This window comes from Mycobacterium sp., assembly GCF_036490025.1.
Lineage (GTDB): Bacteria > Actinomycetota > Actinomycetes > Mycobacteriales > Mycobacteriaceae > Mycobacterium.
Genome location: NZ_DASXEP010000100.1, coordinates 1 through 13,609 on the forward strand (window position 1 = coordinate 1; position 13,609 = coordinate 13,609).

Annotated in this window: 13 protein-coding genes; 7 read left to right on the top strand and 6 right to left on the bottom strand. The window is 65.9% G+C overall.

The genetic code is table 11. The features are described from left to right. Nucleotides 1-156 (bottom strand): ferredoxin (locus VGG53_RS11015; RefSeq protein WP_331518106.1); only part of this gene is annotated, 156 nt, incomplete at its 3' end. A gap of 16 nt (nucleotides 157-172) precedes the next feature. Continuing rightward, the gene (locus VGG53_RS11020; protein ID WP_331518094.1) at nucleotides 173-2,551 is read right to left on the bottom strand and encodes a CoA transferase; all 2,379 of its coding nucleotides are present in this window, start codon (nucleotides 2,549-2,551) and stop codon (nucleotides 173-175) included. A 132-nt stretch (nucleotides 2,552-2,683) separates the two neighbouring features. Here VGG53_RS11020 and VGG53_RS11025 point away from each other — a divergent pair, with 132 nt between their 5' ends. After that, nucleotides 2,684-3,505 (top strand): FadR/GntR family transcriptional regulator, encoded by an 822-nt coding sequence (locus VGG53_RS11025; protein ID WP_331518095.1) that lies wholly within the window; start codon nucleotides 2,684-2,686, stop codon nucleotides 3,503-3,505. Between the two features lie 19 nt (nucleotides 3,506-3,524). After that, nucleotides 3,525-4,244, top strand: a complete 720-nt coding sequence (locus tag VGG53_RS11030) for an SDR family oxidoreductase (protein WP_331518096.1) — start codon at nucleotides 3,525-3,527, stop codon at nucleotides 4,242-4,244. 7 nt (nucleotides 4,245-4,251) lie between these two features. On the opposite strand, the gene VGG53_RS11035 is transcribed toward VGG53_RS11030, so the two are convergent. Next, nucleotides 4,252-5,103, bottom strand: a complete 852-nt coding sequence (locus VGG53_RS11035; protein ID WP_331518097.1) for an LLM class flavin-dependent oxidoreductase — start codon at nucleotides 5,101-5,103, stop codon at nucleotides 4,252-4,254. A gap of 92 nt (nucleotides 5,104-5,195) precedes the next feature. Between VGG53_RS11035 and VGG53_RS11040 the strand changes: the two genes are divergently transcribed. Genes VGG53_RS11040 through VGG53_RS11060 form a run of 5 tightly spaced genes read left to right on the top strand, consistent with a single transcriptional unit; the run spans nucleotide 5,196 to nucleotide 10,984 of the window. Further along, complete coding sequence (locus tag VGG53_RS11040) at nucleotides 5,196-6,275, top strand: acyl-CoA dehydrogenase family protein (RefSeq protein WP_331518098.1); 1,080 nt, start codon at nucleotides 5,196-5,198, stop codon at nucleotides 6,273-6,275. Further along, on the top strand, nucleotides 6,272-7,402 hold the full coding sequence (locus VGG53_RS11045; protein ID WP_331518099.1) for an acyl-CoA dehydrogenase family protein: 1,131 nt from the start codon (nucleotides 6,272-6,274) through the stop codon (nucleotides 7,400-7,402). Before VGG53_RS11040 ends, VGG53_RS11045 begins: the two co-directional genes overlap by 4 nt. Nucleotides 7,403-7,404: 2 nt before the next feature. Further along, the gene (locus VGG53_RS11050; protein ID WP_331518100.1) at nucleotides 7,405-8,553 is read left to right on the top strand and encodes an acyl-CoA dehydrogenase family protein; all 1,149 of its coding nucleotides are present in this window, start codon (nucleotides 7,405-7,407) and stop codon (nucleotides 8,551-8,553) included. Beyond that, entirely contained in the window at nucleotides 8,550-9,485 is a 936-nt protein-coding gene (locus tag VGG53_RS11055; RefSeq protein ID WP_331518101.1) for an acyl-CoA dehydrogenase family protein, read from the top strand. Before VGG53_RS11050 ends, VGG53_RS11055 begins: the two co-directional genes overlap by 4 nt. Then, entirely contained in the window at nucleotides 9,482-10,984 is a 1,503-nt protein-coding gene (locus VGG53_RS11060; protein ID WP_331518102.1) for a class I adenylate-forming enzyme family protein, read from the top strand. Before VGG53_RS11055 ends, VGG53_RS11060 begins: the two co-directional genes overlap by 4 nt. A gap of 13 nt (nucleotides 10,985-10,997) precedes the next feature. Here the strand turns inward: VGG53_RS11060 and VGG53_RS11065 are convergent, their stop codons facing one another. Genes VGG53_RS11065 through VGG53_RS11075 form a run of 3 tightly spaced genes read right to left on the bottom strand, consistent with a single transcriptional unit; the run spans nucleotide 10,998 to nucleotide 13,326 of the window. Beyond that, nucleotides 10,998-12,203 (bottom strand): FAD/NAD(P)-binding oxidoreductase, encoded by a 1,206-nt coding sequence (locus tag VGG53_RS11065; RefSeq protein ID WP_331518103.1) that lies wholly within the window; start codon nucleotides 12,201-12,203, stop codon nucleotides 10,998-11,000. A 2-nt stretch (nucleotides 12,204-12,205) separates the two neighbouring features. Next, a complete protein-coding gene (locus VGG53_RS11070) occupies nucleotides 12,206-12,382 on the bottom strand; it encodes a ferredoxin (protein WP_331518104.1) in 177 nt (58 codons plus the stop codon). A gap of 8 nt (nucleotides 12,383-12,390) precedes the next feature. Further along, nucleotides 12,391-13,326, bottom strand: coding sequence for a metal-dependent hydrolase (locus tag VGG53_RS11075; RefSeq protein ID WP_331518105.1), 936 nt, complete (start codon nucleotides 13,324-13,326; stop codon nucleotides 12,391-12,393). Nucleotides 13,327-13,609 lie beyond the last annotated feature (283 nt).

A 13,609-nucleotide genomic window follows, 5' to 3' on the forward strand; every position in this document is an offset into this window, starting at 1 on the left:
GTCGACCGCGGCCGCCACGTCGATCTTCAAATGCTCCGGCACCTCGCCGTCGGCGACGTGCACCACGTCGGACTTCCCGATCTCGAAGATGTCGGGCGCCAACGATTCGCAGAACCCGTTGGCCTCACACAACGTCTCGTCGACGATTACTCGCATCGATTGCTCCTTACTCTCACAGCCCTTTGGGCCGGGTGCCGATCACCCCGGCAGACGCCAGGCGGGCGAGTTCTTGGTCGGTGAGCCCGCAGATATCGCGCAACACCTCGTCGTTGTGCTCACCCAGGGTCGGCGGCGGACGCATCAGCCAGCTGCGCTGTCCGGCGAGCGGGGCGAACGGCGGACGTGGGTAGCGGCCCCGGCCGGTGCGCGGATGGTCGAGGGTTTCCAGGAAACCGCGGTCGTTGAGCTGAGAGTTTTCGGTCACCAGCGACGGCGAGACAACCGGCGCGACCGGAATACACACGGCGGCGAGGTCATCCACCGCGGCTGGCAGATCCTGGCCGCCGAACCAGTCCTGCAGCCGACGGTCGATCTCATCGGCCCGCGCTTGCCGCCCGGCGACGGTGCCGAACCGATCGTCGACCCACGACGGCCGGCCCATCAGGTCGACCAATGCCTGCCACTGATCGTCGGTGCGCACCGTGACCGCGATCCAGTCGTCGTCGCCCGCGCAGCGGTACAGGTTCTGCACGGCAGAACCGTGTCCGCGATTGCCCCGGCGGCTCAGCGTGACACCGAATACCTCGGCTTCCATCGGCTGGATGGCGGTGACGTTCAAGACCGTCTCGATCATCGGCAGCTCGACGAGCTGACCTGCTCCGGTGCGATCGGCAAAGCACAGCGCCGCCGTCACGACGAATGCCGCGTGCACACCGGCCAGTGGGTCGCATGCCCCGCGCGGCGGGACCGGCGGACCGTCCGCCAACCCGGTGACCCAGGCCAGGCCTGCGATCTGCTCCATGGTCGGCGCGAAACCGACTCGGTCCCGCCACGGGCCGTCCAGCCCGAACGCCGGCATCCGGGCGATGACCAGTCGGGGATTGAGCTCAAGCAAGGCCTCCGCAGTGAGCTCGAAGTGGTCCATCACCCGCGGGGAGAAATTCTCGATCACGACGTCGGCGTCGGCGACCAAGTCGTTGAACAGGCGACGCCCATCGTCCGAGCCCAAATCCAAAGTCACTGAGCGCTTGTTGGTGTTCATGGCGTGGAACACCCAGCCGTATTCCCACCAGTCCTCGACATCTCTTCGCATGCCGCCCGAATACCGGATGCCGTCGGGCCGCTGGATCGACTCGACCTTGACGACGTCGGCGCCGAATGCCGCGAGCAGATGGGTGGCGGCGGGTCCGGCCCAAAACGCGGTCAAGTCGACGATACGAATGCCCTTGAGCGGCAACCGGGTACCTGATGGCGGGACGCCGTAGTCCCGTGCGGACCACGGCGCGGTGTCGTCGGCCTCGCCCAGCGCAGGTGCGCCGCGCAGCGATGCGGGTTTGCATCGCGACATCAGCCATGGGGTGCGGGGCTGGTGAAAGCCCGCCGGGTTGCGCACGAACGCTTCGCGTTCGGCGGCATAGGCCGTGTCGCGGATCGTCGCGCCGTTGCCCAACGCCGCGATCGGCAACCTGAACAGCTGTCCGAGCTCGACGACTTCGTCGACGGTGCGTTCAGCCAGCCACGGCCGGATCTGTTCCCGGATGAAGTTGCGGTATTGCCAACGCCCGATCTGAAAACTCAGCTGCGGAATCTCGGTCAGCTCGGGGCGGTCGACCATCGCCGCGAAGTCCAGCCACTGCTGGCCGGTGACCATGGTGATCCCGATGTAGCCGTCTTTAGCCGGCTCGATCGACGGCACCTCGATGGTGCGCCAGACCGGCGGCGCCTGCAGCAGGTGAGAGTGCAGCCATTCGCCGCTTTGCATCAGCGTGATTGCTTCGAGCATGGACAGATCCAGATGTTCGCCCGGTCCGCCCTGCTCGACGCGGCGGCGCACGGCCAGCGCACCGAACGCGGCGAACACCCCGCCCATGTACTCACCGAGGTCGCCGCCGATCGCGATCGGCGGTCCGGCCGGGTCGCCGCGGAAGCCGGTCAAGCCAGACCAGGCCTGCAGGGTGAACTCGCTGGCGGCACGATCGGCATACGGGCCGGTCCAGCCGAAGTCGGAGATCGTGACGATGACCGCCCGCGGAAACTCCGCCACCAACTGCTGTGGGTCGATACCCATCGCGGACGCCTGCGACCGAGTGGCGGTCACGACGATGATGTCGGCACCGGCGATCTCGGAGCTGAGGTCGGCAGCCGGCCAGGTCAGGCTGCGCTTGCCGGCATTGAGATAACCGAACAAGGGTGAGTCCGTCCCGTCCGGCACAGTGGATCCGGTTGCGCTGAAGCGTCGCAGCCAATCGCCTTGCAGCGGTTCGATTTTCCTGACATCGGCCCCGGCGTCGACCAACAGCTTGCCGCAGTAACTGCCGGCGATGCGGTCGCTGATCTCGACAACCCGGACGTCCTCCAGCGGTGTCGGTCGGCTGTCGGGCCCGTTGCTCAAGCTGTATCCGTCTACGTTCGTCGGTTTGTTGTTCTAGCGCGGCTATTATGCCATTACTGCTAAGATTACGTATATGGAGTTCGCGGGTGCGGCGGCTGTGGCTCCGTCCGGCCGTACCGCTGCAACAATCAGATGACTGCGCTGGGAATTGGTCCCGCGGCCCGACGCCGGTTGTCGGCGCCGCGGATCGCCGAGATCGTCGCTGACGAGCTGCGGCGCCAGATCGTCGACGGCGAGTTGGCCGATGGCGATCTGCTGCCCCGCCAGGAGGTGCTCGTCGAGCAGTTCAACGTCAGCCTCGTTTCGTTGCGAGAGGCGTTGCGAATTCTGGAGACCGAAGGGCTGGTCTCGGTTCGGCGCGGCAACCGGGGCGGCGCGATCGTGCACGCTCCCGCGAAGACCAGCGCGGCCTACATGTTGGGCCTGATGCTGCAGAGTGAGTCGGTTGTCGTTGCCGACCTCGGGACGGCATTGCTGGAGCTCGAACCCGCCTGCGCGGCGCTGGCGGCGCAGCGGGCCGACCGTGCCGACACCATCGTGCCCGAGCTCAAAGAGATCAACAACGCGATGGCCGTCCATTTGGAAGACGGACCGGAATTCACCGAAATCGGCCGTAGATTCCACGATTCCATCGTGCGTGGCTGCGGCAACAAAACGATCATCGCTGTCGTCGGCACCCTGGAAACGCTGTGGACCAGCCACGAGCAGCAGTGGGCTGACGAGAGCGCGGCCAAGGGTACCTACCCGTCGTTGACCAAACGTCGCGCCGTGCTCAACACGCACATCAAGATGGCCGAGATGATCGAGGCGGGCGACGTCGAGCGAGCGCGCCGGGTAGCTGCCCGGCATCTGTCGGACACCCAGAGCCACGTGCTGGCCGCCGGGCCCGACCATCGGATCTATGCCTTGTCGCCACAGGCGTTGTCTCGCCCGCGCGACAACCGCCATCTGTAGGTCGACCGGTCTGGCACGCGTGAGAACGGCACTGGTGACCGGTGGCAGTGGCGGCATCGGCAAGGCCTGCGCCGCCAAACTGTCCGAACTGGGTTACGACGTAGTGCTTTCGGCGCGCCGAGTCGATCCACTGCGTGCCGCGGCAGACGAGATCGGGGCGCGGTACATCGTCGCGGATGCCTCCGACCCGAGCGGCTTCGCAGAGGCGATCCGCCCACTGGAGACCATCGATCTCGTTGTGCACGCAGCGGGCACGCTCGGCGGGACCTACGCGCGCAAGCAGACATTCGAGCAGTGGCAGACGATCATTTCGGCAAACCTGGACTCCTGCTTCGTGCTGACCGCCGCGGCGCTACCGAAGATGCGCGCCGGCTCCCGGCTGGTGTTCATCTCGTCCTCTGCGGCACATGAACCGATGATGGCCCGCACCGCCTACTCGGCGTCGAAGGCCGGGATGAACGCTTTTGCCCGTGCGCTGGCTCTTGAAGTCGACCGCGACGGCATCGCGGTCCACATCGTGACGCCAGGACCGGTGGAAACCGAGATGCTGCAAGATGTTCCATTCGAGATGTATGCGATTCAGGTCTCCGATGTGGCCGAGGCCGTCGCGTGGCTCGACACCGTGGACCCGTCGGTGGATCTGCCGGAGATCCGGCTGAACGCGGTGCGGCGCGGGCCGTTCGCACACGAGCCGGTGGTGCCCGACGAGGCTCGCCGCCGTGCCGCCCAGCGCCCATGACCGAGCGCTAGTGCGGGAAAGTTTTGATCACCGTTTCGCCGAATTCGTGCAGCGATTCCGGTGCGGCGAAATCGGCGAACCAGACGTAGAACCGCTCCACACCTTGACCGGACAAATTGCTGAAATGTCCGGACAATTCGTCGGAGTCGCCACAAACCAGGCCCGATCCGAGATTGCCGAAGCGTCGCGCGCTCACCTCACGCACCTTGTTCGGATCGCTGCCATTGCGAATGAAACCGACCATCTGCTGAACCGACACCCGCGCTGACCCGGTGGCCGGGGCCAACTCGGTCAGCCTGTCGATGTGGTTGGCCGGTATGTTCCACCAATCCGCGTATCTGCGAACAAGTTCCATCATCCGCCGGCCCGTCCCACCGAGGATCAGGGGGATGGGATGGGTGGGAAGCGGCGACTGGCCGCGGCCGGCATCCTCGCCGTATCCCCAGTACTGGCTGATCAAGTCGAGATGGCTTTCGAGCTGTTTGACCCGGGCCACCGGATCTTGTTGCCCGACATCGAATCTGGTGAATTCCGCGGGCCACGAGCCGGACCCGAGGCCGAGTTCGAACCTACCCCCCGACGCTTCCGACAACGTAACAGCCTGTTTGGCCAGCACCGCCGGATGGCGAAAGGCGTCACAGAGCACCAGGTGACCGATCCGTAAACGCTCCGTCTTTGCGGCCACCCAGGTGGCGACGCTCATTGCCTCCCAGATGTTTTCGTTTGGCAGCCCCGGCGCTTCGAGGTGGTCGATGAATGCTATCCCGGTGAATCCGCTGGCTTCGGCGTAACGTGCCCGCTCGACGATGTCGGCTAACGGCACCCTCACTTGCGGCAGGAAGAGGTACCACTCGGCCATTACCCACCACCATTCGGATCGCTCAGGTGACGACGCCGCCGCGATTGACGTTTGTCGCGCTAGTTTACTATTTTTATTATGTTAGGGGCCTTATGGACGTCGGACTGAATTCGGGTCAGTTGGCGCTGCGTGACAGCGTGCGTGACGTCTTGCGTGCCGAGTGCCCGACGGCGGTCGCCCGGCAGGCGATGACCGATCCGGAGCGCTGGCGCACCGTGTGGAAGACGGTCGTCGGTCTCGGCTGGACCGAACTCGCCGTGCCCGCCGCCGACAGCGACGGCTCCTTCGGCCGGATGGATCTCACCGTGGTCCTCGAGGAGTGTGGTGCGGCGCTCGCTCCCGTTCCGTTGCTGGCCAGCGTGGGTCTGGCTGCGGGTTTGCTGCGCCTGGCCGGTCCCGCCGTTGACGATGTGCTGACCGACATCGGCGGCGGTGTCGTGGCTGCACTGGCCGTTCACCCGCCGGGCTATCGACTACCAGCAGTGCCGATGACGCTGCAGGGCGGACGCGTGCAGGGACAGGCGGTCGCGGTGCCCGGCCTCCCCCGTGCCGAACTCATCGTCACGCTGGCCTCCTCAGCCGACGGGCCGGTCGCCGCCGTCGTACGCGTCGGCGACGGCGTGACCCTCCACGACCGCGAGTGCACCGATCCGGCCCAGCCCGTCGCCGATGTCGAGGTCGACGCCGAGCCGGTCGCCATCGCACCGGTGGACCTGGAGTCGGCGCTGGCGACGCCGCTGCTCGCCGCGGCCGCCGACCTGGTCGGCGTCGCCGGCGCCGCGCTGGCCCGCTCGGTCGAGCATGCGAAAACACGCCAGCAGTTCGGCAAGCCGATCGGCGCCTTCCAGGCCATCAAGCACGCGCTTGCCGACAACTACGTCGCGCTGGAGCGCGCCCGCGGTCTGACCTACGCCGCGGCAGCCCGCCTCGACGATCCGGCAACGTCGATCGCCGCGGGCTGGAACGCCGCGGCGATGGCCAAGGCGGCAGCAGCCGAGGCCGCGGTCGGTTGCGCGCGTACCGCGGTTCAGGTCCACGGCGCCTTGGCGCAGACCTGGGAACACGACATGCACCTGTATCTGCGGCACGCGTGGCAAGCCGCCTCGACTCTGGGTGACAGCCGCGCGCTCTACCACGCGGTGGGACGCCGGTTCGCCGGGAGCGCTGGATGACGCGCCTCGCCGATGCAGACCTGCCCGCCGAATACGGGGCGTGGCTGACGGACTTTCTGCCGAGCGACTACTACGAGCGCTATCGCGAATACCGCTGGGACGTCGGACTTCGCCGGGATCATCAACGCGCCGCATTCGAGGCGGGCTGGCTGCAGCCGACCTGGTCCCGCGAGCACGGCGGCCGATCCCTGGGCCTGGCCGAAGCGATGGAGATCCGGCTCGAGGCGGCAATGCGATCGGCGCCCAAGCTGCCCAACGTCGCCGGTCCCGGCGTTGCCGCGCCGGCGATCCGTCAATTCGGCACCGCCGAGCAGATCGACCGTCTGCTGGTCCCGCTGCTGCGCGGTGACGAGTGGTGGGCGCTGGGTATGTCCGAGCCGGAAGCCGGATCCGACTTCGCCGGCCTGCGCACCCGCGCCGTGCGCGACGGCGACCTGTTCCGGGTCAACGGCAGAAAGATCTGGACGACGCAGGCCCACCAGTCACGATGGTGCACGCTATATGCCCGTACCGACCCGGACGCACCCAAACACCGCGGAATCTCTTGCCTCATCCTCGATCTCGAATCCCCCGGGGTGACCGTCGAACCCATCCGGATGGCATCGATCTCCGACGAAACCTTCTGCGAAGTCATTTTCGACGATGTCGAGGTTCCGGTCGACAGTTTGCTCGGACCGGTCAACGGCGGGTGGCAGGTGGCAATGTCGTCGCTCAACCACGAGCGGCAGATGATTTGGATCATGAACTGGGTCGAGATCCGACGCGGGCTCAGCTCGGTGCGGGAATCCCAAGCCACCCAGGATGATTACGTCTCCGGTGAGGTCTTCTCCGAACTCGGCTCGCTGCTCGCCGACGCCGAAGCACTGCGGGCGACCGGCTATCGCGCGCTGAACAATGAACTCGCCGGGCTGCCGAGCCCCGAAGCCGACATCCTCAAACTCCTCGGTTCGCTTACACTGCAGCGGGTTTGGGAGCTCTCCGCCGCGGCGGCCGGACCCCGCTCGATCGACGACACCGATCTACTCTTCGAACGCCAGGACGCCCTTGCGGCGACCATCTACGGCGGGACATCTGAGATCCAACGAAACATCATCGCCGAGCGACTGCTCGGCTTGCCGAAGGGATGAGGATGGACTACGACCTCGGCACTGATGCTGTCGAACTGAGAAAGCGCTTGCGGGACTTGATCTCCACGCATATCCCGGAAGGCTTCCTCGGCGCCTGCACCGACGACCCGAAAGACCTGGCGACAACCGAGTCGTTTTGCAAGATGCTCGCCTCCGACGGGCTGCTGGCCCTGGCCTGGCCGAAGGAACACGGCGGTGGCGGCGGCTCGGTATGGCAGCAGACCGTGTTGCGCGAGGAGATGTGGGCGCACCACGAGCCCCGCGGCGCCCAGTACATGGGCATCAACTGGGTCGGGCCCGCGCTGATGCGGTACGGAACCGCCGAGCAGAAGGATCGGCATCTGTCCGCCATCGCCGCCGGTGAGGTTATCTGGTGTCAGGGTTTTTCCGAGCCGGAGGCCGGCACCGACCTCGCATCGCTGCGTACCCGCGCGCTTCCCGACGGTGATGGCTGGCGCATCACCGGACAGAAAGTCTGGACGTCGTACGCGCAGATGGCGTCCTGGTGCGTGTTGGCGGCATGCACCGATCCGGACGCCCCGAAACCCAAGCGGCTCAGCCTGTTTCTGGTGCCCATGGATCGGCCCGGCATCACGGTGCGGCCGATCCGGTCGATGCTCGGGCCTCATCACCTCAACGAGGTATTTCTTGATGGCGTGGAGGTCTCCCCCGACGACGTCCTCGGCGAGTTGGGCGACGGTTGGCGGGTGATGCGCGAAGCGCTCGCCTTCGAACGAGTCGGCATCGCCCGATACGCCCGGTGTGAGTCACTGCTGGACCGGATGCAAACCGAGGTCGGTGACGACTGGGACACCTTGCCCGAGTCGATCCGGACGCGCTGGGTGCGGGCACTGATCGACCTACGGGTCGCCCGACTGCTGGCCTACCGAGCGGTGTCGTTGCAGGACGACCCGTCGGCCGGAGCCGCGGCCAGCGCCGCACGCATCGCGACCACCACCTGCGACCAGCAGGTCGCCGAGCTGTTGTTCGACATACTCGGTCCCTCGGCGCTGGACAGCGGCGCGTCGGCGGCGCTGCACGGAGCCGTCGAAGACCATTGGCGCTACGCCCAGGCCGCCACGGTGGCTTCCGGAACGATCGAAGTGCAGCGGATGCTGGTCGCGCGCGAGACCTTGGGAGCTCACCGATGAAAACCGCTCTGCCAGACGATATTGCCGAGTTCGCCGCGGTCGCCAGCAAGCGACTCCTCCGGTTCGGTGGCCCGCAGGCCGCGCTGCGGGCCGAGACCGAGGACCAGCTACGGCAGGACGCCCGCACGGCACTGTCCGACCTTGGTGCATTCGACCTCGACATCCGCTCCTGCTCCGACGACCTGCTGGCGGCCGCGGTGCTCTGCCAGGCTGCCGGCGCAACCGCCCTGCCCTACCCGTTGGTCGAGGAACTACTGGCGATCGACGGCGCTCGGCTCGCCCTGGTGAACCCCGAAGCGCCGCGCATCGACCACGGCGACCTGGCCGGCGACTGGATCGCCGCCGACCTCGATGGCACGCGTTATGAGGTGCGGCCGTCGACGCGGACTGACGCCAAGCTCGGGCCTTTTCTGGTGCCGGCAACGTTGAGCCACCCCGACGGCACGGTATCGGCAACCGACGTCGATCTGCACCTGACGCTGGGATCGTGGCGCATCGTCGGCGCCCTGCAGCAGGCCTTGGAGATCACCCGGCAACACGTCGTCGCCCGGATGCAGTTCGGCAAGCCGCTGGCGGAGTTTCAGGCAGTCCGGTTCACGATCGCGGACGCCGCGGTCGCGGTGCGCGGTCTTCATGAACTGGCCAAGTACACCATCAGCCGGACGGAATCCGCTCCGGCACCAGTGCGTTCGGCGGATGCATTGATCCTTCGGCTCAAAGCCGCCGAAACCGCACGACAAGTGCTGCGCACCGCACACCAGTTGCTGGGAGCACTGGGCTTTTGCGACGAGTCCGACGTCAGCGTGCTCGACCGGCACACCCAGTCGCTGATCCGGCTGCCGGTCAGCACGGAAGTGCTCGCGGTGCGGCTGATGCCGGGGGTGCGCGACGGCGGACTCGAGACACTGTTCTCCGAGCCGGTAGCGACGTGAGCACGCAGACCGCAACGTCTGGTGTGCTCGCCAATCCACCCGACGACGGAATTCCGTTCGGCACCAAGCTTCAGCAGCTCGCCGAACAACGGGGTGACGACACAGCTCTGACCATTATCGCGCCCGATGGAACTGCGCAGTCGATGACCTTCGCGGAACTGGATGGCCGGGCCAACCAGTGGGGGCGGGCATTGGCGGCGACCGGCGCGCATGTCGGTTCGCTTGTCGCACTGGGGATTCCCAACTCCGAACAACTGGTACTGGCTGCGCTGGGCTGCTGGAAGATCGGTGCTGTTCCGGTTCCGATGCGCTGGGATCTGCCCGATTGGGAGCGATCGCGGGTGCTGGAGGTGATCGGCCCGGCCGTCATCGTCGACGAAGAAACCCAGGAAACGCTGACCGCACACGCCGCGGATCAGCCCGACGATCCGCTTCCCGAAGTGGTCTCCCCGAATGCCAACGGAATATGCAGCAGTGGGTCGACCGGTCTGCCCAAAGTCATTCTGACGCTGGCACAGGGTGTTTGGACGCCGGAGTCGTCGTTCCCATTCTTGGCCGTGTGGACTCCGACGGCCCAACCCCAGACCATCCTGGTGCCCGGGCCCATATATCACACCAACGGATTCTCGCCGCTCACATACCTGCTGGGCGGCGACCGATTGGTAGTACTCGAAAAATTCGATGCGGCAAGGGTTGTGGAGGTGATCGAGCACTATCGCATCACCAATTTCACGGCTACACCGACCATGCTGTCACGCATCGCAGCCCTGCCCGACATACGTCAGCGAGACCTCTCCAGCATCGCGTGGATCCTGCAGGGCGCCGCGGTGATGCCGCACGCGCTGCTGCGCACCTGGTTCGATCTGCTCAGCCCGGAACAGGTCGTGATGGCTTACGGGATGACAGAAAACCTGGGGCTCACCGCATTACGGGGCGACGAGTGGCTGGCTCACCAAGGTAGCGTCGGCCGCGGCTTTCGCGACACCGAAGTGCGTATCCTCAACCAGCAGGGTGAGCCGGTGAGTCCCGGTGAGCTCGGTGAGATTTATCTACGCTCGCCGATGAGCGCCGGATATCACTATCTGGGCGGTGCACCGCTGCTGCCGTCGACGCCCGACGGGTTCCGGACGGCGGGCGACATCGGCTATCTCGACGCCGAGGGTTATCTGTACATCGCCGATCGACGCAGCGACATGATCATCACCGGCGGCGCCAATGTCTTTCCTGCCGAAGTGGAATGCGCGCTCGCCGAACACGACGGCATTGCGGACGTCGTCGTAATCGGGCTCTCCGACCGCGAGTGGGGGCGCCGGGTGCACGCGGTGGTGCAACTCGCCGACCCTTCGACCCCGGTGGCCGAGCGAGACGTGATCGCCTACGCGAAGACCCGACTGGCCGCGTACAAAGTTCCCAAGACGGTCGAGTTCGTCGACCAGATCCCCCGGACGGCGGCGACCAAAGTCAACCGCTCGGCGATGGTCGAAGCCCGCGGCGGCTAAAGCTCGACCGACGCTAGTCCGGCCGCCGCGGTGGAAACTCGGCGCGCGTCGCGATGGCGTCACGGTAGGCATGTATGCGGCCCGGCACAGTGCCCAGCGCCGCGACGGTGCGACCGTTACGTCCGTATGCGGCGACGAACTGCCATCCATCGGGGTCACCCTCGACGATCGCCATCTCATCGTAATGAGTTGGCACGCCGAGCATTTGCACCTTGACGTCATACTGATCAGACCAGAAATACGGGACATCGGCGTAGGGCTGGGCGCTTTCTGGTCCGGCGAGCAACGTCCGGGCCGCTGCTGCACCCTGACCCGCCGCGTGGTCCCAGTGCTCGATCCGCAGATGCCGCTCATACAGGGGGTGCCACCAGCGTGCGACGTCGCCGACGGCGACGATATCGGTGCCACCGTCGACTGTGCCGGTGGCGTCACAAACCACGCCATCGTCCACGTTCAATCCGGATCCGCTCAGCCAGTCGGTCGCCGGAGTGACCCCCAGGCCGACGATGACCACGTCGGCGGGAACTTGCGAACCATCGGTCAGGCGAACGGCTTTCACCTGTCCGTTGCCAACGAATTCGTCGACGCCAATGCCGACTCGCACGTCCACCCCATGCTCTCGATGCAGACCGGCCCAACGTGGCGCCAACTCCTTACCCAAGGCGGCCAGCAGCGGACTGGTGGCCTTTTCGATCAGGGTCACCTGCAGCCCGAGTGATCGGCAACTGGCGGCGACCTCCGCACCGATGAACCCGCCGCCCACCACGACTACCTGCGCATTCTTGCCCAACCGTTCCCGGATGGCCAGACAGTCTTCGACGGTGCGAAGCACCAGAACACCATCGGGGGCAGAGCCGTCCGGCCACTCGCGTGGGACTGCGCCGCTGGCGATTACCAGCCCGTCGAAATGCAACAAGAGATCCTGGTTGCCGTCGCGCACCTGAAGAGTTCGTGCGGCCGTGTCCAACTGGCGCGCCGAGGCGCCTCGTAGCACCCGCGCCCGGACATCGAACTGGGGCGCCATATCTACGCCTGCCCGCTGCACCTGTCCGGTGAGGAGTTTCTTCGACAAAGGTGGCCGATGGTAGGGGGCATGCCGCTCGGCACCGACGACCGTCAGGTCACCCTCAAAGCCCTCCTGTCGCAAGGTCTCGGCCGCTCGCGTCCCGGCCACCCCCGCGCCAACGACGACAACTTTTCTCAGCTGAGCACTCGGCATCGTCAGTCCTTGACCGTGATCGCCTGCGTGGGACACGACACGGCGGCGCCGATCAATTGCTGACGCAGCTGCGCATCCGGCTCCTCCTGAAGCAAATGAAGTCCGTCTTCTCGTACATCGAACACCTCGTGACAGATGCTCATGCAGACGCCGTTTCCGTCGCAGGTGTCCAGATCCACCGAAACCTTCATCGCGCCTCGACCTTTCGGGATTGACCGGCTGAGGTCTCCTTCGACTGCGCCCGCTCGCGGGCGGCTTTGGCGGCCGGCGAATAGTTCAGGTAATCGATCGCCATCTGCGTTGACGCCTCGCTATTCGGATGATGGCTGGGCCGCAGATACCGGATGGGCACGGTCACGAGTAGCGTCCAGGGGCTCGGCAGCCGGTATTCGCGTGCAGCCCGCCGCCACTGCCGCCAGGTCCATTTGGTGTCGATGGTCGGATCCTGGGCCATCAGATAACGCGCTCCGGCGATCCACCAGCCGATGAACAGCGGTGCCGTCATCAACATCGAAAAAGCCCTGATTAAGTAACTGCCAGAGACGTTTTGGTAGACGTCGTAGACCAGCGAGCGATGCTCAACCTCCTCGGCGCCGTGCCAGCGCAGCAAATCGAGCATCATCGGGTCGGTGCGCGCATAGTCGAGTCCGCGGTTCGTCAACACCCATTGGCCCAACATCGCCGTGAAATGCTCCAACGCGGCCACGTCGGCCAGACGCCGGTAAAGCCACCAGCGCCGCAGCGGCGGCGGCAAGAGCTTGGGCGGATCACCGAGCGTCCATGACAACGTCTTGCCCAACCTGTCGGTGTACGCCTTGGTGTCGATGCCCTGTTCGGCCAGATGGTCCAGGACCACCTGGTGCGCCCAGGCGTGCCAGGACTCCTGCTGGATGAACGGTTTGATGGCCGCCTCCAACTCCGGGTCGTCGACGAGTGACGACGCTTCGAGAACGGCTTTGATGAAGTGCCGCTCCCCCTCGGGCAGCAACAGATGCAAAACATTCATCATGTGCGTGGAGAACGGGTCGCCGGGCACCCAGTGCAGCGGCGTATCCGACCAGTCGAATCGGACCATCCGGCGATATTGAGGGTGACCGTCATGGTGAAGTTCGACTTCTGGCATCAGCAGCTCCTCCCGCGGCAGGTGCGTCATCCGTTGTGTGGACAGCCGTTCACTGAACCCGTACCCAGCCGAATGGTCGGCTACGCGTACCGGCGGTACCTGATTTCTGAGAGTTCAGCTGATGCCGTCAGCCGCCGTCCTACGCGCTGACCGGCCGCCGCGCAATGGTCTGACGCGGGTTTCAGTCACACCGGCAACTCTGGCACCGAGACCGGCCCAATAGGCGTTGTCGCAAATCGACACCACCGGCGATATCACCGGCCCGGCGAATGACGCCGTGATA